Origin of the sequence: Paraburkholderia lycopersici (assembly GCF_900096975.1) — a bacterium.
GTDB classification, from domain to species: Bacteria; Pseudomonadota; Gammaproteobacteria; order Burkholderiales; family Burkholderiaceae; genus Paraburkholderia; species Paraburkholderia lycopersici.
In genome coordinates, this window is record NZ_FMYQ01000014.1 from 50874 (window position 1) to 75955 (window position 25082).

Sequence of the window (25082 nt, forward strand, 5' to 3'; positions counted from 1 at the left end):
GACGGGGTGAGTTACAAGCGCGGCCTGGCCGTTGTCATTGGATGCGTGGTCGCGGCAGTCGTGTCGTATGTGGCGACCTACCCGCGCTTTCACCCCGCGCCGGCCGGCGAAAACGCGGCTGGCGCGGCCACGCAGGCGAAAGCGCCGTCCGTCGAAACTTCGCTCACCACCGAGTTTGCCCCGCTGCCGCTACCCGGCCAGAACAATCCGCTTGCGTGGGCGCGCCTGAGCGATGCGCAGCACGCCGCGCTCGCCCCTTTCGCCTCCGAATGGGACAAATTCAGCGAGGAACGCAAGCGGAAATGGCTAAAAATCGCATCGCGTTACCCGAAAATGTCGGCTGAAGCGCAAAAGCGGCTGCATGAGCGCATGACCGAATGGGTACGCATGACGCCCGAGCAGCGTCGCGTGGCGCGCGAAAACTATCAGGCGTCCAAGGAACTGCCGGCGCAGGCGCGCCAGCGGGCCTGGAAGGCTTATCAGCAGCTCCCCGAAGAACAGAAGGAACGCCTGGCCGCGAGCGAGCACAAGCGCCGGCCCACCGTCGTGAGCGCGCCGCCTAGCGGCAACAAGAGCGAGATTCGCGATATCCAGCGGCTCGTCAACGAGCGCGATCGCCGCGGCCCGCCCCATGCGCCGGCAGGTGTCGCAGGGGCGTCGGGCGCGGCAGGCGCAAGCAGCACGGGCTCGGGCCTCGCGCCCGCAACGCCTGGCGCGCCGGGCGAACCGCCAGCGGCCTCGTCGTTCGCCGCAGGCATTCCCGCCGCCGGCAGCTTCGTGCCGGCCACGCCGATTCCCGTCTCCCCGGCCGAAGCGCCGGCCGCCTTCAAGGGCTCCTGAAGCGCTCCGCACGCGCTCGCAAAACCCCTTGCTGCCCACCTCGCCGCAGCGTTCCGGCCATTTCGCCGCGCGCGCGCTTTCGCGGTTATGCTTGTCGCGTCCCACCTCAACCCGACGCCATCGTGTCCGAAAGCGCCCAAGCCGCCGCCCTGCCGCCCACCGCCGCCGAGCCGCTCAAGCCTGTGCCCGTCTCCATTCGCCGTCGCCTCGCCGCACTCGTCTACGAGAGCGTGCTGCTTTTCGGGGTCGTCTTCGCCGCGGGGCTCGCGTTCAGCCTGGCTTTGCAGCAGCGCAACGGCTTTACGCATCACAACCTGATGGCGGCCTGGATCATCTTCGTGGCCGGTGCGTACTTCGTCGGCTTCTGGCACAAGGGCGGCCAGACGCTGCCGATGAAAACCTGGCGCCTGCGCGTGGTCGGCCCGGACGGCGCGCCGCCCACGCTCGCGCGCGCGGCGCTGCGCTATTTCGCGGCGTGGCTCTGGTTCCTGCCGCCGCTCGCGCTGCATCCGCTGCTGCATCTCACGATTCCTCACCCGCTCGCGCTCGCGACCGTCTGGTTCGCAACGTGGGCGGCAAGCGCGCGCTTCGCCGGCGACCGCCAGTTTCTGCACGACCGCATGGCGGGCACGCGCATCATCGCAACCGTCGCATCAGCGCCACAGCGCGCCACGGCATAGCGCCGACACGCCGGCCGCACAGGCACAGCACGGGGCTGCGTAACGAGACCTTCTCGTGACTGTCATGTTGCCGTCACGGCGGCATGGCGCAATGCGCGTATCACAACCTGCCGCGCGTGCCATGGCCCAAAAGACGTCAGCGACCACCCTGTTCCGGCAGACTACCGGACGAGGGACCGACTCCGCCACGTTCCACCCCTCTCCCGGCGGCGCCACCTTTCCCACCCCAGCCTTGCCGCCCCAGTCGCTCGACGACACCCCTGCTTCCGGCCCCCACGACGACGATCATCCCGACCCCATCCGCTACCGTACGATCTGGCTCTCCGACATCCACCTCGGGACGAGCGGCTGTCAGGCGTCGTATCTGCTCGATTTTCTGCGCCACAACGAGTCGGAATATCTGTACCTCGTGGGCGACATCATCGACGGGTGGCAGCTGAAGAAAGGCTGGTACTGGCCGCAGGCGCACAACGACGTGGTGCAGAAGGTGCTGCGCAAGGCGCGCAAGGGCACGCAGGTCGTCTACATTCCCGGCAACCACGACGAGAGCGCGCGCCAGTTCTGCAATCTCGCGTTCGGCGACATCCACGTGCGCGAGGAAGCGTTCCACACGACGCTCACGGGCAAGCGACTGTGGGTCGTGCACGGCGATCTCTTCGACGGCGTGATCCAGCACGCCAGGTGGCTCGCCTATCTCGGCGACTCGGCCTACACGCTGATCCTCGTGCTCAATCGCTGGTTCAACCGCATTCGCGCGAAGCTCGGCTTCCAGTACTGGTCGCTCTCGCAGTACCTCAAGCATCAGGTGAAGAACGCGGTGAACTTCATCTCCTCGTTCGAGCGCGTGATGACCGACGAAGCGCGGCGGCGCGGCTGCGACGGCGTGGTCTGCGGCCACATCCACAAGGCCGAGATCCGCGACATCGACGGCATCCTCTACTGCAACGACGGCGACTGGGTGGAAAGCCTCTCCGCGCTCGTCGAGACTTTCGAGGGCGAGTTGCGCATCGTCTACTGGACCGTGATGCGCGCCCCCCAGGCGCAGACATCGACGCGCAGGGCCCGCGTGAGCGCCGCTTGAGCGTGAATCCCGCACGGGCTGGGCGCCGCAGCACCGGCCTGCCGCAGCAGCCACAACCGCATTATCAGAGGGCCGACGACCGATGAAAGTAATGATCGTGACCGATGCATGGGAGCCGCAGGTCAATGGCGTAGTTCGAACACTGAAAAACACGACGCGCGAGCTCATCGCGCTCGGGCATCAGGTCGAACTGCTCACGCCGCTCGAATTCCGCACGATGCCGTGCCCCACGTACCCGGAGATCAAGCTCTCGCTGTTTCCGAAACGGTACCTGCGCGAGCGCATCAGCGCATTCGGCCCGGACGCGATCCACATCGCGACCGAAGGCCCGCTCGGCCTCGCCGCGCGCCGCTATGCGATCGACCACGATCTGCCGTTCACGACCGCTTATCACACGCGCTTTCCCGAATACGTGCAGGCGCGCTTCGGCATTCCGCTTTCGGCGACCTACCGATTCCTGCGCTGGTTCCACAAGCCCTCGCTCGCGGTGATGGCGCCCACGCCCGTCGTGAAGACCGATCTCGAGAAGTTCGGCTTCACGAACGTCGTGCTGTGGACGCGCGGGGTGGATCTCGACATCTTCCGGCCGATGGAGTCGAAGGTGCTCAACACGGCGCGGCCCATCTTCCTCTACGTGGGCCGTGTTGCCGTCGAGAAGAACGTCGAGGCATTCCTCAAGCTCGATCTGCCCGGCTCGAAATGGGTATGCGGCGAAGGCCCCGCGCTCGCCGAACTGAAATCGCGCTACCCGCAGGTCAATTACCTGGGCGTGCTGAACCAGCCCGAGCTCGCCAAGGTCTACGCCGCCGCCGACGTGTTCGTGTTCCCGAGCCGCACCGACACCTTCGGCCTCGTGCTGCTCGAAGCGCTCGCGTGCGGCACGCCGGTGGCCGCCTATCCGGTGACGGGTCCGATCGACGTGCTCGGCAACGGCGGCGCGGGCGCAATGAACGAAGACCTGCGCGAGGCGTGCCTCGAAGCGCTCAAAATCGATCGCGCCGAAGCGCGCGCATGGGCCGAGCGCTTCTCGTGGCGCGCGGCCTCGGAGCAGTTCGCCGCGCACCTCAAGCCGCGCTCTCGCGCGACGATGGAGCCCTCGAGCGCCGCGGCCTGAGCGCGGGGCCGGCCATGGTCCGCGCCTCGACTGTCCGCAAGCGCGCGGCAGACACGGACGCCCCCGGGGCAACCGTGTCCCGCGCGTGCGATACTGGTGCCCTTCAGCGCACCACCATGACGCCACGTCCTCCGTCACCACCGCGTAGCGCCCATAGCGGCGCCGAGGGCGCCCAAAGTGCGGGCGCCCAAAGTGCAAGTCCGCCAGCACGCCAGGGCGCCGGCGGCGCTGCGCGTGCCGCGCCGCCATCGGCGTCGGCGTACGCGCAACCCGGCCCCGCGACAACCGTTGCACCGCCCGTGACCGCCGCACCCGAACCGCCCGAACCGCCGTACCTGCACGAACCGCTCGGCCCCGACGACCCGCTCGCCCCGCTGCCGTTCAATCCTTACAAGGGCAACCGCGGCATCACGCGCGCGTGGAAGGCGCTCAGGTACTCGATCAAGGGCTTTCGCGCCGCGATCCGCGAGGAAAGCGCGTTTCGCCAGGAGCTCACGCTCGCGGCCATTCTCGTGCCCATCGGCGTGTTCATTCCGGTCGAGCCGGTCGAGCGCGTGCTGCTGCTCGGCTCGGTGATGCTGGTGCTGATCGTCGAGCTCCTCAATTCGAGCATCGAGAACGCCGTGGACCGCATCGGCCTCGAGCGCAACGAGCTTTCGGGCCGCGCCAAGGACCTCGGCAGCGCGGCCGTGACCGTCGCCTTGCTGCTTTGCGTGATGACCTGGGGGCTGATTCTCGTGCCCCGTTTCGGTCCGCTGCTGCTGCACGGGCTCGGCGTCCTGTAGCGGCACGCCCCTGCCGGCGTCCGGCGCGCGGCGCATTCCCCCGATCTGCCCGGCCAGCGCAAGGTCCCTGTGCGTGTGGGCCGTCGGTTTATAATCGAACGACAGTCTTATAACGACCAACCGCGGCCGGGCCGCGCGCACCGCAACACATCGGCGGGCGCCTGAGCCCGGCACAGCATTTTCAGGGCCGGACGACATGGAAGCCAAACCTCCCCGCCGTACACGCGAACGGATTCTCGAGCTGTCGTTGAAGCTGTTCAACGAGATCGGCGAGCCGAACGTCACCACGACGACCATCGCCGAGGAAATGGAGATCAGTCCAGGCAACCTGTACTACCACTTCCGCAACAAAGACGACATCATCAACAGCATCTTCAGCCAGTTCGAGCAGGAGATCGAAAAGCGTCTGCGCTTTCCCGAAGACCATCGTGCGACCATCGACGAAATGTGGGCCTATCTGCAGTACATGGTCGACTTCACGTGGCGCTACCGTTTTCTCTACCGCGACCTGAACGACCTGCTCGCGCGCAACCGCACGCTGGAGATGCACTTCAAGCAGATCATCAGCCACAAGGTGCACTTCGCGAAGCAGTTCTGCGAGCAGCTCATGGAAGACGGCGACATGGTCGCCACGCCCGCCGAGATCCAGGTGATCTCGACCAACATCGGCGTGATCGCGACCTACTGGCTCTCGTACCAGTTCGTGATGAATCCGCGCAAGTACAACGACCAGGAAGCGATCCGCGACGAACTGCACCAGGTCAGCGTGCAGATCGTCTCGCTGATGGCGCCTTATCTGCGCGGCCGCGCGCGCGAGCTGTTCGACGACCTCGTATCGGGCAAGCTTCCGAAGCGCGAGTTCTATGACTACCTGCCGCCGCGCGACGGCGCAGGCACGACGAACGCGCCGAACCCGGCAGGCGCGCGCGTCGCGACCAGGGACAACCGGGACTGAGCGCCCAAGGCTAAACGCGAATGAAAGCAGTCTGCGTGTATTGCGGCTCCGCAGAGGGAGCCAATCCGATTTATGCCGAGGCGGCGCAGGCGTTCGGCCGCGCGCTCGTCGCCGCGAACCTGGCGCTCGTCTACGGCGGCGGCAAGGTGGGCCTGATGGGCGTGATCGCCGACACCGTGATGGCGGCCGGCGGCCGCGCCATCGGCGTGATTCCCGAACTGCTCGTCGACAAGGAAGTGGGCCATACTGGCCTCACCGAACTGCACGTCGTGCCCGACATGCACCACCGCAAGAAGATGATGGCCGATTTCTCCGACGCCTTCGTCGCGATGCCGGGCGGCGCGGGCACGCTCGAAGAGCTGTTCGAGGTCTACACGTGGGCGCAGCTCGGCTATCACCGCAAGCCCGTGGGCGTGCTGAACATCGGCGGCTTTTACGATCCGCTCGTGGCCTTGCTGGACCACACGGTACGCGAAGGCTTCATGCGCCAGACCTACCGCGAGATGCTGCAAATCGACGGCGATCCGGCGGCGCTGATCGCGAGGCTGAAGCGCTACCACGCACCCGCGAAGGACAAGTGGGCGGACCTGCGCGAGAACGTCTGATCCCGATCTTGTCGCGCGGCGCCGCCGTTCCGACGAACCGCAGTCACGACCATGAGCACATCGCGATGAGCAAGGTTGTCCTGATCACCGGCGCGAGCCGCGGCATTGGCCGCGCGACGGCGCGCCTGCTCGGCGCGCACGGCTGGACCGTGGGCGTCAACTATCTGCACAACGAACCCGCCGCCGCCGAAACCGCCGCCGAAGTTGGCCGCGCGGGCGGCCGCGCACGCGTGCTGCACGGCGACGTGGCGAGCGAGGCGGACGTCGTCGCGATGTTCGACGCGCTCGAGTCGGCATATGGCCGCATCGACGCGCTCGTGAACAATGCCGGCATCGTCGCGCCCGGCAGCCCGGTCGCCGACATGAGCGCCGAGCGCATGAAGCGCATGTTCGACGTCAACGTGTACGGCGCTTTCCTGTGCGCTCGCGAAGCGGCGCGGCGCATGTCGAAGGACCGCGGCGGCGACGGCGGCGCGATCGTCAACGTTTCCTCGGCGGCGGCGCGCCTCGGCTCGCCGAATGAATACGTCGATTACGCGTCGTCCAAAGGCGCGATCGACACGATGACGATCGGCCTCGCCAAGGAGCTCGGCCCTCAAGGCGTGCGCGTGAACGCGGTGCGTCCCGGCCTCATCGATACCGACATCCACGCGAGCGGCGGCCGCCCCGACCGCGCAGCCGTGCTCGGCGCGCAGACGCCGCTCGGGCGCCCAGGCAGCGCCGAGGAAGTCGCGCAAACGATCGTGTGGCTGCTGGGCGACGCCGCGTCGTACGTGACGGGCGCGCTGCTCGACGTGAGCGGCGGACGCTGAACAGGCAGGCGCCGGTCCGCTAGAACGACGACCCCGGTTCGCGCAGGAACGCGGCTTCGTCGTCCGTGGATGCGCGCGCGAGCAGCGCGTTGCGATGCGGAAAGCGCCCGAAGCGCTCGATGACCGCAGCGTGGCGCACCGCGTAGTCGTAGTAGCCCTTCCCTTGCGGATCTTTCGCCAGCTCGCCGAAGAGTCGCAGCGACTCGCGCTGCGCTTCGGCGGATTCGGCGTGCTCGAACGGCAAGTATGCAAACAAGCGGTGCTGCAGCGTGGGCAGGCGCAGATCGGCGCCGCTCGCCACCATGGCGCGCGCGATGCCGAGCGCCTTGTCGTCGCCGGAAAACGCGCGCGGCGTGCCGCGATAGCCGTTGCGCGAAAACTGGTCGAGCACGACCACGAGCGCGAGCGCGCCGTCGGGCGTCGCGCACCATGCGTCGAGCTCGCCCGCGCAAGCGGCATCGAGCAGCGCACCGAAGCGCTCGCGCAACTGCGCGTCGAATGCCTCGCTCTTGCGAAACCACATCTTGCGTTCGTGGCCGAACGCCGCCGAATGCGGCGCGCCGAACCAGAAGTCGAGCACGTCGCGCGCACGCGGGTCGAGGCTCATTCGGCCAGTTCCAGCACGAGACGCCGCGTGCGCGCGCTCTTCTTCTCCAGCTTCGCCACGCGCAGCGCGCCGATCTCCCGCGTGTTGCGCACGTGCGTGCCGCCGCAAGGCTGCAAGTCGACGTTCTCGATACGCAGCAGCCGCACGCGGCCAAGCCCCGCCGGCGGCTTCACGCTCATCGTGCGCACGAGTTCGGGACGCTGCGCCATCTCCTCGTCCGTGATCCATTCGGTCGCGACCGGATGCGCGCCCGACACGAGTTCGGCGAGCCGCGCCTCGACCATTTCGCGTCCGATCGGCTCGACGGTCGCGAAGTCGAGGCGCGCATAGTCGATCGTGATGCTGCAGCCATCCACGGGATACGGCAATACCGCGCACATCAGATGGCTCGCCGTGTGCAGGCGCATGTGCCGGTGACGGCGCGCCCAGTCGATCTCGGCATGCACGCGCTCGCCGGGCGCAAGGCGCGCGAGCAGCGCTTCCTGACCGGGCGCGGGAACGTGGAGCGCGTCGTCGGGCGTCGCGCCTTCGAACTTCGCCTTGCGCGTGTCCGCGATCTCGATGCGCGTGCCGTCGGCGAGCACCAGCGCGCCGGCGTCGCCGGCCTGGCCGCCGCCGAGCGGATAGAACACGGTCTGGTCGAGCCGCACGCCGTCCTCGCCCACGGCCAGCACGGTGGCTTCGCAATGCGTGAGATAGGCGTCTTCGCGAAAGAGCGCGCGGGTGGTCGTCATCGTGGGTTTCTCCTTGTTTTGCGTGCGGGTTTGCGTGCGGCTGGCGGCGCGGGGCCGGATCTGCCGGATCCGCCAGCGTCCGTCCATTATGGCCGCGCAGCGCAACGTCCCGCTAAACGGCCGCGCCGCGCGTGCGCCTGACTGTACCGGTGTACGGACCGGCACGATCGAGGGCAGGGCAACGCAAATCAGCCCGGACGATTGCGCATCCAGTCGGCGGTGTCGAGAAACGAGTGCATAAGGCGCTCGCGCAACGGCTCGGGCAGGCCGACGTCCTCCATCGCCCACGCCATGCAGCGCAGCCACTGGTCGCGCTCGGACGAAGCGATCGCATACGGCAGATGGCGCGCGCGCAGGCGCGGATGGCCAAAGCGCTCGATGTAGTGATCCGGGCCGCCAAGCCAGCCGCAGAGGAACCAGAACAGCTTGTCGCGCGAGCCGTCGAGCGTTTGCGGATGCATCGCGCGGATGCCCGCGAAATCGGCTTCGAGGTCCATCAGGTCATAGAAACGGTCGACGAGTTCGCGCACGCGCGCCTCGCCGCCGACGAGGTCGAAGGCCGTGGGTTGCTGCGGCGCTTCGTCGGCTGGGTCGGTCATACGGTTGATTCGATGCGAAAAGAGGGACGGCCATGCACGCTGCTGCGCCGCCGGAAACGCCGATTTTCGCATAGCGGCGCGCGACGGGTTGCCGCCGCAGTACTCGCGCAGTAGCCGCGCAGTAGCCGATTACGTCAAGCGTCGCGCAGCGACTGCAGCGCCGGACGCGCGAGCACATGCCGCAGGCTGATCCACCCGCCCACGCCCGCGCACAGCACGCCCGCCGCGATGCCGGCCGGCACGAGCCACGGATCGAACGCGAGATAGAACTGGAACACGCGCGTGGCGAGCACCGAGCCCACGGCCTGCGCGCCGATCGCGGCCATCAGACCGGCGAGCGCCCCCACGCAGACGAACTCGGCTATCTGCACCGCGCGCACCTGCTGGTGCGACGCCCCGAGCGCGCGCAACAGCGCCGATTCGCGCATGCGCTCGTCGCGCGTGCCCGCTAGCGCGGCGTAGAGCACCAGCACGCCCGCCGCGAGCGTGAAGAGGAAGAGGAACTGCACCGCGCCGATCACCTGCTCGAGCACGCGCTCGATCTGCGCGAGGATCGGCGCGATGTCGATTGCCGTGACATTGGGATAGCGGGCCACGAGACCGTCCACGACCTCGCGCTGCGCGGACGGCAGGTGAAAGCTCGTGATGTAGGTCGCCGGGAAGTCGCGCAGCAGCTCGGGCGGCATCAATACGAAGAAGTTCACCTTGAACGAACCCCAGTCGAGCTTGCGCACGCTCGTCACCGGCGCCGTCACTTCGAGCCCGGTCACGTCGAACTTGAGGACGTCGCCGGGCTTCACGCCGATGAGCTTCGCGAGCCCCTGCTCGATCGACAACTGCGGCGCGCTCGAATCGCCATACCACCGGCCTGCCTCGATGCGGTTGTCCTCGGGCAGCGTCCTCGTGTACGACAGATTGAATTCGCGGTCCACCAGCCGCCGCGCGTCCTCGCTCTTGTAGTCGTCCGGGTTCACGGGCTTGCCGTTGATCGAGACGAGGCGTCCGCGCACCATCGGCTCCAGCGCGCCGTCCGCGATGCCGTGCGTGCGCAGCCAGGCCGCCACGGCGTCGCGCTGGTCGGGCTGGATGTCGATGAGGAACTCGTTGGGCGCGTCGGGCGGCGTGGATTTGCGCCAGCCTTCGACGAGGTCGTTGCGCGTCATCGCGATCAGCAGAAGACACATGAGTCCGATGGCGAGCGCCGTGATCTGCAGCGCGCTCGCGCCCGGGCGCCGCTCGAGCGATGCGAGCGCGTAGCGCCAGCCCACGCCCGCACGTGCCCGGCCGCCGAGGCGAGCGCCGCGCGCCGCGTGCGCCGCGCACCAGAGCGCCACGCGCGCCACACCCGCGAACACGAGCAGTCCGATCGCAAACCCTCCCGCAACGATGCCGCCGAGCTTCAGCTCGCCCGCCGCGATCACGAGCAGCCCCGCAAAAAGCACGATGCCGACGCCATACGCGGCCCACGCGGCGCGCCCTTCGTCGCCCCACTCGCGACGCAGCACGCGCACCGGCGGCACGCGCGTGAGCGGCAGCAACGGCGGCAGCGCGAAGCCGAGCAGCAGCACGAGACCCGCGGCGATGCCTTCGACCACGGGCAACGGACCCGGCTGCGGCAGCACGACGTCGATGAGATTGCCGAGCGAGGCAAGCAGCGCGAGATGCCCCGCATAGCCGAGCGCGACGCCGATCACGCCGCCCGCGAGCCCGAGCCCCGCGAACTCGAGCACGAAGAGCGTGCGCAGCGTGCGCTGGCTCGCGCCGAGGCAGCGCATCGCGGCGCAGGCGTCGAGATGGCGGCGCGTGTAGCGATGCGCGGCCATCGCGATCGCCACGGCCGCGAGCAGTGCCGTGAGCAGCGAGACGAGCGTAAGGAAATGGCGCGCGCGATCGAGCGTCTGACGCACCTGCGGCTGGCCGTCCTGGAGCGATTCGAGCGCGACGCCGCGCATCTTGCCGCCCTCCACGCGCGTGCACGACCACGACGCGAACTGCGCAACGGCCGCGTCGGGGCCCGCCACGAGGAGCCGGTAGGTCACGCGGCTGCCATAGCCGGTCAAGCCGGTCGATGCGAGCTCGTCGGCGCGCATCATGAGACGCGGCGAAAAGTTCACGAACGAAAAGCCGCGATCGAGCTCTTTCGTGACGATCGCGTTCACGATGAAGCTGCGCGTGCCGACCTTCACGGTGTCGCCCACATGCAGCTTGAGCGCGTCGAGCAGTTCGTCGTCCACCCAGACGGCGCCCGGCGGCGGAATGCCTTGCGCCGCGTAATCGGGTGCGCCGGGCGCGGAGGCGATGCGCAAGGCGCCGCGCAGCGGATAACCCGCTGAGACGGCCTTGATCGCGGCAAGACGCGAGGACGTCGCGTCCGCCGCTTCTGGCGCCTTCGCTGCGGCGGAAGCTCGCGACGCGCCGGAGCTGACCATGCTCGGAAAGATCGCCGTGGTCGCGGTGCGCAGCGCGAGCGACTGCGCCTCGCGCGCGAACATCGGATCGACGGGATGGTCCGCGCGCACGATGAAATCGGCCGCGATCATGCGCCTTGCGTCGCGTTCGAGGCCGCGCTGCAGCCGGTCGGCGAGAAAGCCCACGCTTGCGAGCGCCGCCACGGCCAGCACGAGCGCGAGCAGCAGCATCGTGAGTTCGCCGGCGCGCCAGTCGCGCGCGGTCATGCGCACGGCGAGACGCGCGAGATCGGACGCGCCCGGGGTGGCGCGCGTGGCCGCGGGACGCGGGAGCCCGCCGGCTGCACCCGCGGGCTCAGCGCTCGCGAGCCCCGGGCCGCCGTCGCTGCGCGGCCGTTTTGCGTTGGAGGAGGAAGGTGCGCCGCCGCTCAATCGTGCCGACCTCGCAACGAAAGACGCGACACCATATGCGTCGCCATGCCGCGAAAGCCGCCCTGCACGCCGCGCCACAGGCGCGGCAGCGCCCAGGCCGCGAGCACGAGGAACGCCACGAGCATCACGAGGAAGAGCAGCGGCACGAAGAATGCGAGCAGCACGCCCACGAAGGTCATGCCGTCCTCGGCGCTCGACGTGACGACGTTCGACACCGGCTCGGGCGAAAGGTTGATGAGCGCGCGCGTGCCGGCCTTGGCGAGATGCGCCGTACCCGCGAGCGTGCCGCCCGCGAGGGCCGCCACGGTCAGGAGCGCCGGATCGGCGTGGCCGAGCGCGCCGGCCGCGAGCACCGCGCCGGCCGGAATGCGGATGAAGGTATGCACCGCGTCCCAGAGCGAATCGAACGCGGGGATTTTGTCGGCGAGGAATTCGAGCACCGTGAGCGCGGCGGCAATGCCGATCACCCAAGGCGAAGCCAGAACGGAAAGCGTGTCGGGCAGATGAATGAGGCCGAGACGCTGCAATACGCCGGCCATCAGCACCGTGAGATAGAGGCGCAGGCCGCTGCCCCAGGACAGGCCCGCTGCTAGCGAAAGTGGTTCCAGCATGGCTGCCTCCTCGCGCGGCGCGGCCGGGGCGCCGCCGCTCCGCACATGAAGCGGGGGAGCGGACGCTGTGCGCCTACGCTCGCCGCTCGAGCGGCGCGGAGTGTTATCGGGTTATGACCGTCCCATTATAGCCACGCTCGCTGCGCCGCCGCAGTGGTGTTGCGCGGGCGCGGCACAGACCCTCGGGCCGATGCGTGCGCAGGGATTTCATCAGGCAGCCGAAGAAAGCTTGAGGCCGGAGACACCGAACACGATCAGCGCGGCGCTCACGGCCTCGCCCGTCGTGACGATGCCGACCGCGAACGCGCCGACCGCGCCGATGCCTGTCCACACCGCGCAGGCGGTGCCGAGCGGCAACTGCCGCATGGCCATGGCGAGCAGCGCGAAGCTGCCGAGCACTAACCACCGTGAACACCGAGGGCCAGAACCGCGTGAATCCTTCGGATGACTTGAGACCGGCGGTCCACGCCACTTCGAGCAGTCCGGCGATGAAAAGAAAAACCCAGGACATGGGGAACAACACACCATTTGAAAAATGGGGCCGTCCCCGATGAATTCGAAACCGGCAGGCCGTCCTTGCGGAGCCCTGAAATTTAATACCGCGGCGGCGCACCTACTGCACGCCCACCAGCCGATATCCCACGCCCGTCTCGGTGATGATGTGCTCGGGCTGCGCGGGATCGCGCTCCAATTTCTGCCGCAGATGCGCCATGTAAATGCGCAAATAATGGCTGCTTTCCACATGCGACGGCCCCCACACCTCGCGCAGCAATTGCCGGTGCGTGAGCACGCGCCCGGCGTCGCGCACGAGCGTGGCGAGCAGGCGGTACTCGATGGGCGTGAGATGGACCGGCGCGCCCTCGCGCGTGACCTGCCGCAGCCCAAGGTCGACGTTCACGGCGCCAAAGCTCACCTGCGGCGCCTCGTTCGCGCCGCCGCGATTGCGCCGGCGCAACTGCGCGCGGATGCGCGCGAGCAGTTCGGAGACGCCGAACGGCTTCGTGAGGTAGTCGTCGGCGCCGGCGTCGAGCGCGGCGACTTTCTCGCTTTCCTGCGTGCGCGCCGAGAGCACGATCACCGGGAGGTCGCTCCAGCCGCGCAGTTCGCGGATCACGTCGAGCCCGTCGGTGTCGGGCAGGCCGAGATCGACGATCACGAGGTCGGGCTTGCGCGTGGCGGCCTCGACGAGCCCCTGCTTGCCGGTCTCGGCGTCGTGCACGACGATGCCCTCGCCCTCCAGCGACGCGCGCACGAATCGGCGAATCTGTTTTTCGTCTTCGATCAGGACGACGGCGATGCTCGGGTCACTCATGGGCTGGGTTCGGATCGACGGGTTTATCGGCGGCGCACTCCCGCGCGGCGGCCGTCCGGGGTGCGGAGGCGGCGTCCGGGTCGCGCGACGCGCAGAGCGCTTCGTGCGTCTGCGGCGCGTCGATTACATCGGTCACGTCGCTCGCGTCGGCGGGCAGCGGCGGCGGCGACTCCACCGGCAGCGCGAACCAGAACGTCGCGCCTTCCACATGGCCGTCGGCGGCGACGCGATTGGCCGCGCCGATTGTACCGCCGTGCGCTTCGACGATCGCCCGGCAGATCGCGAGCCCGAGCCCGATGCCGGGCTTGGCCGACTCCTTCTCGCCGCGCGTGAACTTCTCGAACACGCGCTCGCCCATGCCGGGCGGCAAGCCGGGGCCGTTGTCCTCGACCGACACGCGCACGAACGGCCGGCCGCCCTCCTCCACGCGGCGTGCGGCGATGGTGAGCGGCGTGTCCGCTGGCGTGTATTTGGCCGCGTTCTCCAGCAGATTCGAGAAGAGACGCTCCATCAATACGGCGTCGAGCTGCAGCAGCGGCAAGCCTTCTTCGAGCTTGACCTGAACGGGATGGCGCGCGAGCACACGGCGGCACGCGGCGAGCGCCGCGCCCACGGTTTCCTCCAGCAGCGTCCACTGGCGATTGAGCTTGAGGCTGCCCGCCTGCAGCCGCGCCATGTCGAGCAGGTTCGTGACGATGCCGGTCATGCGCAGCGCTTCGTCGTGAATGGCCTCGATCAGTTCGCCCGAGCGCGCGTCGCGCGGCATACCGGCCGTACTGGCCGGCTCGTGCGTCTGCGCGAGCATCGACGAGAAGCCGACGATCGCCGTGAGCGGCGTGCGCAGGTCGTGCGAGATGGCCGAGAGCAGCGAATTGCGCAACCGCTCGGACTCCATGTTGACGAGCGCGTCGCGCGCGATGTCCACGTAGTGCACGCGTTCGAGCGCGAGCGCGATCTGCGCCGCGAATGCGTCGAGCATGCGCTGCTGCTCGGGCACCTGCAGCTCGCGCGCATCGCGCGTCACGACGGCGAGCACGCCGCGCGTGCGCATGGGCGCCTTGAGCGGCAAATAGCGCGCGACCGCGGCCGGCAACGTGTCGGTGCCGTGGCCCGCGGGCTTTTGCTGGTCATACACCCACTGGCCCACGTCGAGGTCGAGGCTCGCGGCATCGAGCATGATCTGCGGATCGGGCTCCTCGATTTTCTGCTGCACCTTGTCGACGCTGTCGGGCAAGAGCAGCGCCACGCGCGCGCCGAACACTTCGCTCACGTGGCGGCTGCCGATCGCGACGATCTGCTCGGTGGTGAGCGCCGCGGCCAGCTCGCGCGCCATCGCGTACATCGCGCCGGTGCGCTGCTCGCGCCGTTGCGCGACGCTCGCTTCGCGGCGCAGGCTCGACGTGAGATGACTGATGACGAGCGACGTGAGCAGCATGCCGACGAAGGTCAGCAGGTATTGCGTGTCGCTGACCGACAGCGACATGCGCGGCGGCACGAAAAAGAAGTCGAAGGCCGCGACGCTCGCGAACGAGAGCAGGACGCCCGGCCCGCGCCCGAGCTTCGTCGCGGCGAAGATCACGCCGAGCAGATACAGCATCACGAGGTTCGCGAGATCGATGCGGTCGATCAGCTGGCTCGCGACGAGCGTCACGCACGCGCAGATCGCGAGCGCGACCGCGTATGCGCGCGGCGGCGAGCGCCCGGCGCCGCCTGCCGCGAGCGCCTCGCGCCACGCGTCGGCGGCGCGCGCGGCGGCGCTGGCCGCGCCGGGCTCGGCGAGCGAGCGCGGGACCTCGCCCGCGCTCGCCCGTATGAGCGTGAGATCGACGTCGCCCGCCTTTTCGGCCAGGCGCTCGCCGAACGGACGCTTGAGCCAGCGCGAAAAACCCGTGCGCAACGACCCGCCCGCCACGAGCTTCGAAACGTTGCGCAAACGCGCATAGCCGACGAGCGTAGTCGCGGCATCCTCGCCCGCGAGCGTTGCCGTTTCCGCGCCGAGTTCGGACGCGAGCTTGAGCGCGCCGAGCGTGCGCTCGCGGATCGCGTCGGGCAGACGCTGGAGCTTCGGCGTCTCGACATACACCGCGATCCAGTCCGCCTTCAGGCTGGCGGCGAGGCGCGCGGCCGCGCGCACCAGCGCGTTCGCCTCGGGCCCCGGCCCCACGCAGACGACGAGGCGCTCGCGCGCCTGCCACACGTGCTGGATCGAACGGTCGGCGCGATATTCGCGCATCTGCGCGTCCACGCGGTCGGCCGTGCGGCGCAGCGCCAGCTCGCGCAGCGCGATCAGGTTGCCCTTGCGAAAGAAGTTGCGCACCGCGCGCTCGGCCTGGGCGGGCATGTAGACCTTGCCGTCGCGCATGCGGTCGAGCAGTTCCTCGGCAGGCAGATCGACGAGCGTGACCTCGTCCGCGCGATCGAATACGCGGTCGGGTACGGTCTCCCAGACGCGAATGCCCGTGATCTGCCCCACCACGTCGTTGAGGCTTTCGAGGTGCTGCACGTTCACGGTCGTATAGACGTCGATGCCGGCGTCGAGCAGCTCGTAGACGTCCTGCCAGCGCTTCATGTGACGCGCGCCGGCGACGTTCGAATGCGCGAGTTCATCGACGAGCACGAGCTGCGGCTTGCGCGCGAGCGCGGTGTCGAGATCGAACTCGTCGAGCAGCCGCCCGCGATAAGCGATGCGCTGACGCGGCATCACTTCGAGGCCGTTGGTGAGCGCGGCGGTTTCGCTGCGCCCATGCGTTTCGACGATGCCCACCACCACGTCCACGCCCTCCTCGGCGCGGCGGCGCGCGGCCTGCAGCATCGCATAGGTCTTGCCGACGCCCGCGGACGCGCCGAAGAAAATCTTCAGCTTGCCGCGACGGCGTTTTTCCTCGTCGCGCTGGAGCCGGTCGAGTAGTTCGTCGGGATCGGGGCGGTTCATGCGGGGTTCGAAATGATTGGCACGCGAGGTTGCGCCTCGACGGCGCGCATCACGAAGGATCGTCTCACCGCGGCGCGGAATTGGCAAACCGCATGGCAAACCGCACGCACGGCGGCGAGGCGCCTTGCGTGCGGCGGCCGGCAACGCTGCGGCTCAGCTCGCCGCTTTGCCGTCGAGCGCGAGGTTCAGCTCGAGCACGTTCACGCGCGGCTCGCCGAACACGCCGAACTGACGGCCCTTCGTATGGCGGTCCACGAGCGCCTGCACGTCGTTCGCGTTCAGGTGGCGCGCCTGCGCGACGCGCGCCACCTGGTACGCAGCGGCGGCCGGCGAGATCTCGGGGTCGAGCCCGCTGCCCGAGGACGTCACGAGATCGACGGGAATGGGCTGCGAGACATCCGTGCCCGCGGCCTTCAGGGCGGCGATGCGGCCTTTGACCTCGTCGGCGAGCGCCGGGTTGGTCGGCCCGAGATTCGAGCCGCCCGAGCCCGCCGCGTTGTACGGCATCGGCGAAGTCGCCGACAGACGGCCCCAGAAGTAACGGGGCGCATCGAACTGCTGGCCGATGAGCGCGCTGCCCACCACCTTGCCGTCCGCGACGATCAGGCTGCCATTGGCCTGGCGGTGGAACGCGGCCTGGCCGAACGCGGTCATCACGGCCGGATACACGAGGCCGGTGACGACCATCAGCACGGCGAAGATCACGATCAAAGGACGAAACTGCGCTTTCATTTTGGTTTCCTGTCTATTTGGCGAGGCATGGCTCAAACCCAGCCGAACGCGGCCAGCACCATGTCGATCAGCTTGATCCCGACGAACGGCACCAGAATCCCGCCGAGGCCGTAGATCAGCAGATTGCGGCGCAGCAGGATGGCGGCGCCGAGCGGCCGGTACTTCACGCCCTTCAGCGCGAGCGGAATCAGCAGCACGATGATGAGCGCGTTGAAGATCACCGCCGAAAGAATGGCCGACGCGGGCGTGGCGAGATGCATCACGTTGAGCGCGTTCAGTTGCGGATAGGTGGTCGCGAACGCCGCCGGAATGATCGCGAAATACTTCGCGACGTCGTTGGCGATCGAGAACGTCGTGAGCGAGCCGCGCGTCATGAGCATCTGCTTGCCGATCTCGACGATCTCGATGAGCTTGGTCGGGTTCGAGTCGAGGTCCACCATGTTGCCCGCTTCCTTCGCGGCCTGGGTGCCCGTGTTCATCGCCACGGCCACGTCGGCCTGCGCGAGCGCGGGGGCGTCGTTGGTGCCGTCGCCCGTCATCGCCACGAGCCGGCCCTGCCCCTGGTGCTCGCGGATCGTCGCGAGCTTGGTCTCGGGCGTGGCCTGCGCGAGGAAGTCGTCCACGCCGGCCTCGGCGGCGATCGCGGCGGCGGTCAGGCGGTTGTCGCCCGTCACCATCACGGTCTTGATGCCCATCTTGCGCAGTTCGGCGAAACGCTCCTTGATGCCGCCCTTCACCACGTCCTTCAGCTCGATCACGCCGAGCACGCGCGCGGCGCCGTCGTGCAGGTCCGCCACCACGAGCGGCGTGCTGCCGCGCCGCGCCACGTCGTCCACGGCCGTGTCCACCTCCGGCGGGAAGCGGCCGCCGTGCGCCTCGACGTAGTGCTTCACGGCGTCGGCGGCGCCCTTGCGGATTTCGCGGCCCGGCAGGTCCACGCCGCTCATGCGCGTCTGCGCGCTGAACGCGAGAAACACGGCCTGGAGCGCCGTCATGTCGCGCTGGCGGATGTTGAAGCGCTGCTTCGCGAGCACGACGATGCTGCGGCCTTCCGGCGTTTCGTCGGCGAGCGAGGCCAGTTGCGCGGCGTCCGCGAGCGCCTCCTCGGTCACGTCCGGCGCCGCCACGAACGCCGACGCCTGGCGGTTGCCGAGCGTGATCGTGCCGGTCTTGTCGAGCAGCAGCACGTCCACGTCGCCGGCCGCCTCCACGGCGCGGCCCGAGGTCGCGATCACGTTGGCCTGCATCATGCGGCTCATGCCGGCCACGCCGATCGCGGAGAGCAGCCCGCCGATCGTCGTCGGGATCAGGCACACGAGCAGCGCGACGAGCGCCGTGATCGTGACCACGTGGCCCATCTTTGCCGCCTCGACCGAGAACATCGAGAACGGCAGCAGCGTCGCGGTGGCGAGCAGCAGCACGATGGTCAGCGCGACGAGCAGGATCGTGAGCGCGATCTCGTTCGGCGTCTTCTGGCGCTTCGCGCCCTCGACCATCGCGATCATGCGGTCGAGGAACGCCTCGCCGGGGTTCGCCGTGACGCGCACGACGATCCAGTCGGACAGCACGCGCGTGCCGCCCGTGACCGACGAGAAGTCGCCGCCCGACTCGCGGATCACCGGCGCCGATTCTCCCGTGATGGCCGATTCGTCCACCGAGGCCACGCCTTCGATCACCTCGCCGTCGGCCGGAATCGTGTCGCCGGTCTCGACCAGCACCACGTCGCCGCGGCGCAGGTCGGACGCCGTCATGATGCGGATCGGCGCCTTCGGATGCGGCTCGTTGAGCTTCTTCGCCATCACGTCCTTCTTCGCCTGGCGCAGCGACGCGGCCTGCGCTTTCGAGCGCCCTTCCGCGAGCGCCTCGGCGAAGTTCGCGAACAGCACCGTGAACCACAGCCACAGCGCGACCGCGAGGATGAAGCCCGCGGGCGCCTCGGCCTGGCCCATGAGCGCGGCGATCCAGAGGATCGTCGTGAGCACGCTGCCCACGTAGACGCAGAACATCACGGGGTTGCGCAACTGCGTGCGCGGCTTGAGTTTTCTGAACGAATCCACGATGGCCGGACGCACGAGCGCCGGATCGAACATGGATCGTGTTGCACTATGTTGATTCATATCGATGAAGTCCTGTTCAGTGCACGCCCATCATGATCAGATGCTCGACGCCGGGGCCGAGCGCGAGCGCGGGCACGTAGGTCAGCGCGCCGACCAGCAGCACGGTGCCGAGCAGCAGCACGACGAACAGCGGGCCGTGCGTGGGCAGCGTGCCGCCGGTCACGGCCAGCCGCTTCTTGCCGGCCAGCGAACCCGCGATGGCGAGCACCGGCACGATGGTCCCGAAGCGGCCGAACCACATCGCGATGGCCAGCATCGAGTTGTAGAACGGGGTGTTCACCGAGAGCCCCGCGAAGGCGCTGCCGTTGTTGTTCGCCGCCGAACTGAACGCGTAGAGGATCTCCGAGAAGCCGTGCGCGCCGGGATTGGCGATGCCGGCCTTGCCGGCGTCGAGCAGCACGGCGATCGAGGTCCCCACGAGCACGAGCATCGGCGTGAGCAGCACGACGATCGACACCATCTTCATCTCGAACGACTCGATCTTCTTGCCGACGTATTCGGGCGTGCGGCCGATCATGAGCCCCGCCACGAACACCGCGAGCAGCGCGAACACGAGCATCCCGTAGAGCCCCGAGCCGACCCCGCCGAAGATCACTTCGCCGAGCTGGATGAAGAGCATCGGGATCAGGCCGCCGAGCGGCGTGAGCGAGTCGTGCATCGCGTTCACGGCGCCGCACGAGGCGGCCGTGGTCGCGACGACGAAGATGCCCGTCTGCGCGATGCCAAAACGCGTTTCCTTGCCTTCCATGTTGCCGCCGGCCTGCAGCGCGCTCGCGTGCTGATCGACGTTGAGCGTGGCGAACATCGGATTGCCCGACTGTTCGGCCGACAGCGCGCAGCCCACGGCCACGGCGAACGCGACCGTCATTACCGCGAGCACGGCGACGCCCTGCCTGCGGTCGCCCACCACGTTGCCGAACACGAGACACAGCGCGGCCGGAATGATCAGGATCGCCAACATTTCGACGACGTTCGAGAACGGCGTGGGGTTCTCGTACGGATGCGCCGAGTTCGCGTTGAAGAAGCCGCCGCCATTGGTGCCGAGCATCTTGATCGCGACCTGGGAGGCGACCGGGCCCATGGCGAGCGTCTGCGTCGTCACCTTCGTGTCGACCGTGACGGCGTTGCCCTGCGCGTCCTTCACCGGATTGCCCTGGGCGTCGAGCTTCGGCGCGGCATAGGTCGTGGTCTGCAGCACGGGCACGTCCTGATACGCCTTGAAGTTCTGGATCATGCCCTGGCTCATCAGCAGCGCGGCGATGATCGCCGCCATCGGCACGAGCACGTAGAGCGTCGTGCGGGTGAGATCGACCCAGAAGTTGCCGATGGTCTTCACCGAGTGGCGCGCAAAGCCGCGAATCAGCGCGACCACGACCACGATGCCCGTCGCCGCCGAGAGAAAGTTCTGCACGGTGAAGCCGAGCATCTGCGTGAGGTAGCTCACGGTCTGCTCGGGCGAATAGTCCTGCCAGTTCGTGTTGGTGACGAAGCTGACGGCCGTGTTGAACGCGCCATCCACGGTCATCGGGCCGAACTGCTGCGGGTTGCCGGGCAGCCAGCCCTGGACGCGCAGCAGCAGGTAGAGGAACAGCGTGCCGAACAGGTTGAACGACACCGTGGCGAGCGCGTAGCGCTTCCAGTCCATCCCGGCCTGCGGATCGACGCCGGCCACGCGATAGAGCAGGTTTTCGAGCGGCGCGAAGAGGCGCACGACGCGCGAGCGCCCGTCGAGCACGCGCGTCATGTAGCCCGATACGGGCACGGCGAGCGCGAGCAGGATGACGATGAAAAGCCCCGCCTGGAGCAGCGTGCTGGTATTCATTCGATATCCTCCGCGCGCAGCAGCGCATGGACGAGATAGACGAACAGCAGCAGCGTCGCCGCCCCCGATAGCCAGAAGATCCAGGTCATGAGCGCACTCCCTTCACGCCCTGATCGCGGCGGTACTGCATGAGCTTGTCGCAGCCCGCGATCAACGCGTATGTGAGCGCGGCGAAAGCCGCCAGCCCCCCGATATACAGCACATCCATTGTCGTGTTCTCCATTCGCGGATGACGGATGGCTGCAAGGTACCCGCTGACGCATTAAATCCGGATCAAAGGTGTCGGCGCTTGTATAAAAAACGCGTAAACGAGCGGGTGCGGCAGGGAATGGAGAAGAAAAAAGGCGCGCAACGTTGGCGTTGCGCGCCTTTAGGGACGGCTGCAGCGAAGCAGGATAAAGGTCCGGTCAATGCGCCCGCGTCGATGGCACGGCGCGTGCGGCGCGCCGGCGCATCCGGTCGGCTCACGGCAGCAGCACCGTCGATCCCGTGGTCTTGCGCGCTTCGAGACCGGCGTGTGCCTGCCCCACGTCGCTCAGCGCGCAGCGCTGGTTGATCGACGTTTTCACCTTGCCCGAGGCGACCACGTCGAACAGCTCGGCGGCCATCGCTTCGTAATCGGCGCGTCTGGCGATGTAGGTGAAAAGCGTCGGGCGCGTGAAGAACAGCGAGCCGCGCCCCGCGAACTCCGACGAATCGATCGGCGGCAGCGGCCCCGACGCATTGCCGAAACTCACGAACATGCCCAGCGGCGCGAGACAGTCGAGCGATTTCGTGTAGGTATCCTTGCCGATGGAGTCGTACACCACGGGCACGCCCACGCCGTTGGTTATCTCGCGCACGCGCGCCGTGAAGTCCTCGCGCGTGTAGACGATCGGATGGTCGCAGCCGTGCGCTTTCGCGATCGCGGCTTTTTCGTCCGATCCCACGGTGCCGATCACGGTCGCCCCGAGCGCCTTCGCCCACTGGCACACGATGAGGCCCACGCCGCCCGCCGCCGCCTGGATGACGATGGTGTCGCCGGCCTTCACGCGGTACGTGCGGCGCAGCAGGTATTGGGCGGTGAGGCCCTGCAGCATGATCGAAGCGGCCGCTTCGTCGCCGATCGCGTCCGGCAGCTTGATCACCTGGTCGGCGCGCAGCACGCGCTCCTGCGCGTAGGCGCCCGGCGGACGCGCGACATAGGCCACGCGGTCGCCCACCTTCAGCGCGCTCACGCCCTCGCCCACGGCCGTCACCTCGCCCGCCGCCTCCATGCCGAGTCCGGCGGGCAGCGGTTGCGGATAAAGGCCGGTGCGAAAGTACACGTCGATGTAATTGAGGCCGCACGCGCTCTGGCGCAGACGCACCTCGCCCTCGCCCGGCTCGCCCACCTCGACGTCCACCCACTTCATCACTTCGGGGCCGCCGGTTTTGTCGTAACGGATTGCCTTGGTCATCACGTCTCCTTGCAGTTCTCCTGGTTGCTGGCTGGATGGCGCGCACCTGACGCGCACGTCACGCGCGTGTCAGATTGCGTCTTTCTGGCGCTGCGTGAGCACGTCGAGCAGCATGCGCGCCGTCGAAATGTTCGTCGCGCACGGCACGTCGTGCACGTCGCACGCGCGCACGAGCGCGTTGATGTCGGGCTCGTGCGGCTGCGGCGTCATCGGGTCGCGCAGGAAGATCACGATGTCGATGTTGCCTTCGGCCAGACGCGCGCCGATCTGCAGGTCGCCGCCATGCGGGCCGGAGAGCATGCGCTCGACGTTCAGGCCGGTCGCGGCCTCGATGCGCGAGCCGGTCGTGCCGGTGGCGATGATCTCGCAGTGACGCAGCGTATCGACGTATTCGCCCGCCAGCTTGACGATGTCTTCCTTCTTGTGGTCATGCGCGATCAGTGCGACGCGGGTTGGCATGGCGTGAGGCTCCTTGATGTGAGGGTTGCGTGCCGGGTTGTCGTGATGCGCCGCAGGGGGCGGCGCGCCGTTAGAGGATGGCGCACCCGGTTCGGGGCGGCCGGACCTCGCACGGGCCGGCCGCGCGCTGCTCGACGGCGAGCCCGGAAGTATCCGCGGGACAAGTCAATAGGTGCCCGGATAAGCCCCGCCGTCGATCAGCCAGTTCTGCCCGGTAATGTAGCCCGCGTGAGCGCTGCACAGGAATGCACAGGCTCGGCCGAATTCCTCCGGCGTGCCGAGGCGCCCGGCGGGAATCGTCTGAATGCGGCGTGCCCGCGCTTCGTCCTCCGAAATATGGTTCGCCTTCGCCTGCGCGACGATGGTGGCGTGGATGCGGTCGGTGTCGAATGCGCCCGGCAGCAGGTTGTTGATCGTGACGCCCGTGGCCGCGACCTGGCGCGCCACGCCCGCGACGAAGCCCGTGAGACCCGAGCGCGCGCCGTTCGAGAGGCCGAGCACGTCGATCGGCGCCTTCACCGAGGAGCTCGTGATGTTGACGATGCGCCCGAAGCCGCGCGCGATCATGCCGTCGATGGTGGCCTGGATCAGCGCGATCGGCGTGAGCATGTTCGCCTCCAGCGCCGCGATCCACGCTTCGTGCGTGTACTTGCGGAAGTCGCCCGGCGGCGGCCCGCCCGCGTTGTTCACGAGAATGTCCGGCGAGGGGCAGGCGGCGAGCGCGGCGGCGCGGCCCGTTTGCGTGGTGATGTCGCAGGCCACCGCCTTCACCTCCACGCCCGCGCTCGCGCGGATCCGGGCGGCGGTCTCCTCGAGCGTCTGCTCGGTGCGCGCGACGATCGTCACGTCGACGCCTTCGGCGGCGAGCGCCTCGGCGCAGCCGCGCCCGAGCCCCTTGCTGGCCGCGCACACCAGCGCGGTGCGTCCTGCGATGCCCATGTCCATCGTATTCGTGTCCTTGTTGCGTGGATGTCCGTCATGTGACAAGTCGCGCGCGGCCGGGCCACGCGCCGTGCCGCCCTGCGACCTTTGTTCGATTCTAGAAGAATCGGGCGCGCCGCGTGGAGCGCCGGCGGCGGCGCCCGGTTCCCCGCCGAGTCACCGCCGGCTCCCTCTTGGTTCCTGCCCAGTTCCCGTATACTTGCGCCTGTAGCGCGGCCCGGCGCCTTCGCAAGCCCCACCCGCTTGCCGCGCGCGGCGGCCCGTGTTCGCCGCAATCGCGCAATCCGGGCGCCCCGCTTCGGACCCGCGCGGCAGCGGCACGACCGATTCCCCGATTCCCTTGCAGCCTCGTGCGCCCCGCCATGAAACAGGACAGCCGTTTCCCGAATCTCTTCATCCTCGATCACCCGCTGATTCAGCACAAGCTCACGCACATGCGCGACAAGGACACGTCCACGCGCACGTTCCGCGAGCTGCTGCGCGAGATCACGCTGCTGATGGGCTATGAAATCACGCGCGCGCTGCCCATGACGACGCGCCGCGTGCAGACGCCGCTCGTCGAAATCGACGCGCCCGTGATCGCGGGCAAGAAGCTTGCCATCGTGCCCGTGCTGCGCGCGGGCGTGGGCATGTCCGACGGCCTGCTCGAACTGATCCCGTCGGCGCGCGTGGGCCATATCGGCGTGTATCGCGCCGACGACCATCGCCCGGTCGAGTATCTCGTGCGCCTGCCCGACCTCGAGGACCGCACGTTCATCCTCTGCGATCCGATGGTCGCGACAGGCTACTCGGCGGCGCACGCCATCGACGTGCTCAAGCGCCGCGGCGTGCCCGGCGAGCGCATTCTGTTCCTCGCGCTCGTGGCCGCGCCCGAGGGCGTGGAGGTGTTCCAGAAGGCGCACCCGGACGTGAAACTCTACGTGGCGTCGCTCGATTCGCACCTCAACGACCACGCCTACATCGTTCCGGGCCTCGGCGACGCCGGCGACCGGCTGTTCGGCACGAAGAACTGAGGCCTGCGCATACGGGCCGCCCGCCCAGGCCGGACCGTCCCAGCGCCCCTC

24 protein-coding genes and 1 pseudogene are annotated in these 25082 nt (G+C 68.5%); 9 read left to right on the top strand and 16 right to left on the bottom strand.

Translation table 11 applies throughout. The features are described 5' to 3' along the window. The first annotated feature begins 6 nt into the window (after positions 1 to 6). From BLU17_RS16500 to BLU17_RS16535, 8 genes are all read left to right on the top strand, one after another. The gene (locus BLU17_RS16500; RefSeq protein ID WP_091998312.1) at positions 7 to 840 is read left to right on the top strand and encodes a DUF3106 domain-containing protein; all 834 of its coding nucleotides are present in this window, start codon (positions 7 to 9) and stop codon (positions 838 to 840) included. A 122-nt stretch (positions 841 to 962) separates the two neighbouring features. Next, complete coding sequence (locus BLU17_RS16505) at positions 963 to 1520, top strand: RDD family protein (RefSeq protein WP_091998314.1); 558 nt, start codon at positions 963 to 965, stop codon at positions 1518 to 1520. 121 nt (positions 1521 to 1641) lie between these two features. After that, positions 1642 to 2601 (top strand): UDP-2,3-diacylglucosamine diphosphatase, encoded by a 960-nt coding sequence (locus tag BLU17_RS16510; RefSeq protein WP_091998316.1) that lies wholly within the window; start codon positions 1642 to 1644, stop codon positions 2599 to 2601. Between the two features lie 82 nt (positions 2602 to 2683). Further along, positions 2684 to 3715, top strand: a complete 1032-nt coding sequence (locus tag BLU17_RS16515; protein WP_091998317.1) for a glycosyltransferase family 4 protein — start codon at positions 2684 to 2686, stop codon at positions 3713 to 3715. A 299-nt stretch (positions 3716 to 4014) separates the two neighbouring features. Next, entirely contained in the window at positions 4015 to 4500 is a 486-nt protein-coding gene (locus BLU17_RS16520) for a diacylglycerol kinase (RefSeq protein ID WP_245746890.1), read from the top strand. A gap of 196 nt (positions 4501 to 4696) precedes the next feature. Further along, the gene (locus BLU17_RS16525; protein ID WP_091998319.1) at positions 4697 to 5455 is read left to right on the top strand and encodes a TetR/AcrR family transcriptional regulator; all 759 of its coding nucleotides are present in this window, start codon (positions 4697 to 4699) and stop codon (positions 5453 to 5455) included. A gap of 20 nt (positions 5456 to 5475) precedes the next feature. After that, positions 5476 to 6060 (top strand): LOG family protein, encoded by a 585-nt coding sequence (locus tag BLU17_RS16530; protein WP_091998321.1) that lies wholly within the window; start codon positions 5476 to 5478, stop codon positions 6058 to 6060. 65 nt (positions 6061 to 6125) lie between these two features. After that, positions 6126 to 6872, top strand: a complete 747-nt coding sequence (locus tag BLU17_RS16535; protein ID WP_091998522.1) for an SDR family oxidoreductase — start codon at positions 6126 to 6128, stop codon at positions 6870 to 6872. 19 nt (positions 6873 to 6891) lie between these two features. Here the strand turns inward: BLU17_RS16535 and BLU17_RS16540 are convergent, their stop codons facing one another. The 16 genes and pseudogenes from BLU17_RS16540 to BLU17_RS16615 form a co-directional block, all read right to left on the bottom strand. Then, a complete protein-coding gene (locus BLU17_RS16540) occupies positions 6892 to 7479 on the bottom strand; it encodes a DUF924 family protein (protein ID WP_091998322.1) in 588 nt (195 codons plus the stop codon). After that, complete coding sequence (locus BLU17_RS16545) at positions 7476 to 8213, bottom strand: alanyl-tRNA editing protein (RefSeq protein ID WP_091998324.1); 738 nt, start codon at positions 8211 to 8213, stop codon at positions 7476 to 7478. The genes BLU17_RS16540 and BLU17_RS16545 overlap by 4 nt, the downstream gene beginning before the upstream one ends. Positions 8214 to 8401: 188 nt before the next feature. Then, positions 8402 to 8812, bottom strand: a complete 411-nt coding sequence (locus BLU17_RS16550) for a group II truncated hemoglobin (RefSeq protein WP_091998325.1) — start codon at positions 8810 to 8812, stop codon at positions 8402 to 8404. Positions 8813 to 8946: 134 nt separating this feature from the next. Then, the gene (locus BLU17_RS16555; RefSeq protein WP_091998527.1) at positions 8947 to 11487 is read right to left on the bottom strand and encodes an ABC transporter permease; all 2541 of its coding nucleotides are present in this window, start codon (positions 11485 to 11487) and stop codon (positions 8947 to 8949) included. Positions 11488 to 11648: 161 nt separating this feature from the next. Then, positions 11649 to 12263 carry a DUF4126 domain-containing protein gene (locus BLU17_RS16560; RefSeq protein WP_091998327.1) on the bottom strand — a complete coding sequence of 205 codons (615 nt, stop codon included), beginning with the start codon at positions 12261 to 12263 and terminating at the stop codon, positions 11649 to 11651. Positions 12264 to 12473: 210 nt separating this feature from the next. After that, positions 12474 to 12774, bottom strand: a pseudogene (locus tag BLU17_RS16565) (DMT family transporter). A 102-nt stretch (positions 12775 to 12876) separates the two neighbouring features. Beyond that, on the bottom strand, positions 12877 to 13575 hold the full coding sequence (gene kdpE / locus BLU17_RS16570; protein WP_091998329.1) for a two-component system response regulator KdpE: 699 nt from the start codon (positions 13573 to 13575) through the stop codon (positions 12877 to 12879). Continuing rightward, positions 13568 to 16507: a sensor histidine kinase gene (locus BLU17_RS16575; protein ID WP_091998331.1), complete on the bottom strand. Its 2940-nt coding sequence runs from the start codon at positions 16505 to 16507 to the stop codon at positions 13568 to 13570. The genes kdpE and BLU17_RS16575 overlap by 8 nt, the downstream gene beginning before the upstream one ends. A 153-nt stretch (positions 16508 to 16660) precedes the next feature. Further along, entirely contained in the window at positions 16661 to 17239 is a 579-nt protein-coding gene (gene kdpC, locus BLU17_RS16580) for a potassium-transporting ATPase subunit KdpC (RefSeq protein ID WP_091998333.1), read from the bottom strand. A 32-nt stretch (positions 17240 to 17271) separates the two neighbouring features. Next, the gene (gene kdpB, locus BLU17_RS16585) at positions 17272 to 19356 is read right to left on the bottom strand and encodes a potassium-transporting ATPase subunit KdpB (protein WP_091998335.1); all 2085 of its coding nucleotides are present in this window, start codon (positions 19354 to 19356) and stop codon (positions 17272 to 17274) included. 16 nt (positions 19357 to 19372) lie between these two features. Beyond that, complete coding sequence (kdpA, locus tag BLU17_RS16590) at positions 19373 to 21178, bottom strand: potassium-transporting ATPase subunit KdpA (RefSeq protein WP_091998337.1); 1806 nt, start codon at positions 21176 to 21178, stop codon at positions 19373 to 19375. Then, positions 21175 to 21267, bottom strand: a complete 93-nt coding sequence (kdpF, locus tag BLU17_RS16595; protein ID WP_027819619.1) for a K(+)-transporting ATPase subunit F — start codon at positions 21265 to 21267, stop codon at positions 21175 to 21177. The genes kdpA and kdpF overlap by 4 nt, the downstream gene beginning before the upstream one ends. Further along, positions 21264 to 21386, bottom strand: a complete 123-nt coding sequence (locus BLU17_RS16600) for a potassium ABC transporter ATPase (RefSeq protein WP_091998339.1) — start codon at positions 21384 to 21386, stop codon at positions 21264 to 21266. The genes kdpF and BLU17_RS16600 overlap by 4 nt, the downstream gene beginning before the upstream one ends. Positions 21387 to 21642: 256 nt before the next feature. Beyond that, complete coding sequence (locus BLU17_RS16605; protein WP_091998341.1) at positions 21643 to 22617, bottom strand: quinone oxidoreductase family protein; 975 nt, start codon at positions 22615 to 22617, stop codon at positions 21643 to 21645. Positions 22618 to 22686: 69 nt separating this feature from the next. Then, on the bottom strand, positions 22687 to 23076 hold the full coding sequence (locus tag BLU17_RS16610; protein WP_091998342.1) for a methylglyoxal synthase: 390 nt from the start codon (positions 23074 to 23076) through the stop codon (positions 22687 to 22689). A gap of 165 nt (positions 23077 to 23241) precedes the next feature. Continuing rightward, positions 23242 to 24021 (bottom strand): SDR family oxidoreductase, encoded by a 780-nt coding sequence (locus tag BLU17_RS16615; RefSeq protein ID WP_091998345.1) that lies wholly within the window; start codon positions 24019 to 24021, stop codon positions 23242 to 23244. 359 nt (positions 24022 to 24380) lie between these two features. Here BLU17_RS16615 and upp point away from each other — a divergent pair, with 359 nt between their 5' ends. Further along, positions 24381 to 25031 (top strand): uracil phosphoribosyltransferase, encoded by a 651-nt coding sequence (upp, locus tag BLU17_RS16620; RefSeq protein ID WP_091998347.1) that lies wholly within the window; start codon positions 24381 to 24383, stop codon positions 25029 to 25031. The last annotated feature ends 51 nt before the right edge of the window (positions 25032 to 25082 follow it).

Bases quoted from the DNA above. Each gene is read 5' to 3' on its own strand.
- BLU17_RS16610 (WP_091998342.1), bottom strand. From the start codon at position 23,076: ATGCCAACCCGCGTCGCACTGATCGCGCATGACCACAAGAAGGAAGAC.
- BLU17_RS16600 (WP_091998339.1), bottom strand. From the start codon at position 21,386: ATGGATGTGCTGTATATCGGGGGGCTGGCGGCTTTCGCCGCGCTCACA.
- BLU17_RS16545 (WP_091998324.1), bottom strand. From the start codon at position 8,213: ATGACGACCACCCGCGCGCTCTTTCGCGAAGACGCCTATCTCACGCAT.
- BLU17_RS16530 (WP_091998321.1), top strand. From the start codon at position 5,476: ATGAAAGCAGTCTGCGTGTATTGCGGCTCCGCAGAGGGAGCCAATCCG.
- BLU17_RS16540 (WP_091998322.1), bottom strand. From the start codon at position 7,479: ATGAGCCTCGACCCGCGTGCGCGCGACGTGCTCGACTTCTGGTTCGGC.
- kdpC (WP_091998333.1), bottom strand. From the start codon at position 17,239: ATGAAAGCGCAGTTTCGTCCTTTGATCGTGATCTTCGCCGTGCTGATG.
- kdpF (WP_027819619.1), bottom strand. From the start codon at position 21,267: ATGACCTGGATCTTCTGGCTATCGGGGGCGGCGACGCTGCTGCTGTTC.
- BLU17_RS16555 (WP_091998527.1), bottom strand. From the start codon at position 11,487: ATGACCGCGCGCGACTGGCGCGCCGGCGAACTCACGATGCTGCTGCTC.
- BLU17_RS16515 (WP_091998317.1), top strand. From the start codon at position 2,684: ATGAAAGTAATGATCGTGACCGATGCATGGGAGCCGCAGGTCAATGGC.
- BLU17_RS16615 (WP_091998345.1), bottom strand. From the start codon at position 24,021: ATGGACATGGGCATCGCAGGACGCACCGCGCTGGTGTGCGCGGCCAGC.
- BLU17_RS16510 (WP_091998316.1), top strand. From the start codon at position 1,642: ATGGCCCAAAAGACGTCAGCGACCACCCTGTTCCGGCAGACTACCGGA.
- BLU17_RS16605 (WP_091998341.1), bottom strand. From the start codon at position 22,617: ATGACCAAGGCAATCCGTTACGACAAAACCGGCGGCCCCGAAGTGATG.
- BLU17_RS16575 (WP_091998331.1), bottom strand. From the start codon at position 16,507: ATGAACCGCCCCGATCCCGACGAACTACTCGACCGGCTCCAGCGCGAC.
- BLU17_RS16525 (WP_091998319.1), top strand. From the start codon at position 4,697: ATGGAAGCCAAACCTCCCCGCCGTACACGCGAACGGATTCTCGAGCTG.
- kdpE (WP_091998329.1), bottom strand. From the start codon at position 13,575: ATGAGTGACCCGAGCATCGCCGTCGTCCTGATCGAAGACGAAAAACAG.
- BLU17_RS16535 (WP_091998522.1), top strand. From the start codon at position 6,126: ATGAGCAAGGTTGTCCTGATCACCGGCGCGAGCCGCGGCATTGGCCGC.
- BLU17_RS16560 (WP_091998327.1), bottom strand. From the start codon at position 12,263: ATGCTGGAACCACTTTCGCTAGCAGCGGGCCTGTCCTGGGGCAGCGGC.
- BLU17_RS16550 (WP_091998325.1), bottom strand. From the start codon at position 8,812: ATGACCGACCCAGCCGACGAAGCGCCGCAGCAACCCACGGCCTTCGAC.
- kdpA (WP_091998337.1), bottom strand. From the start codon at position 21,178: ATGAATACCAGCACGCTGCTCCAGGCGGGGCTTTTCATCGTCATCCTG.
- kdpB (WP_091998335.1), bottom strand. From the start codon at position 19,356: ATGAATCAACATAGTGCAACACGATCCATGTTCGATCCGGCGCTCGTG.
- upp (WP_091998347.1), top strand. From the start codon at position 24,381: ATGAAACAGGACAGCCGTTTCCCGAATCTCTTCATCCTCGATCACCCG.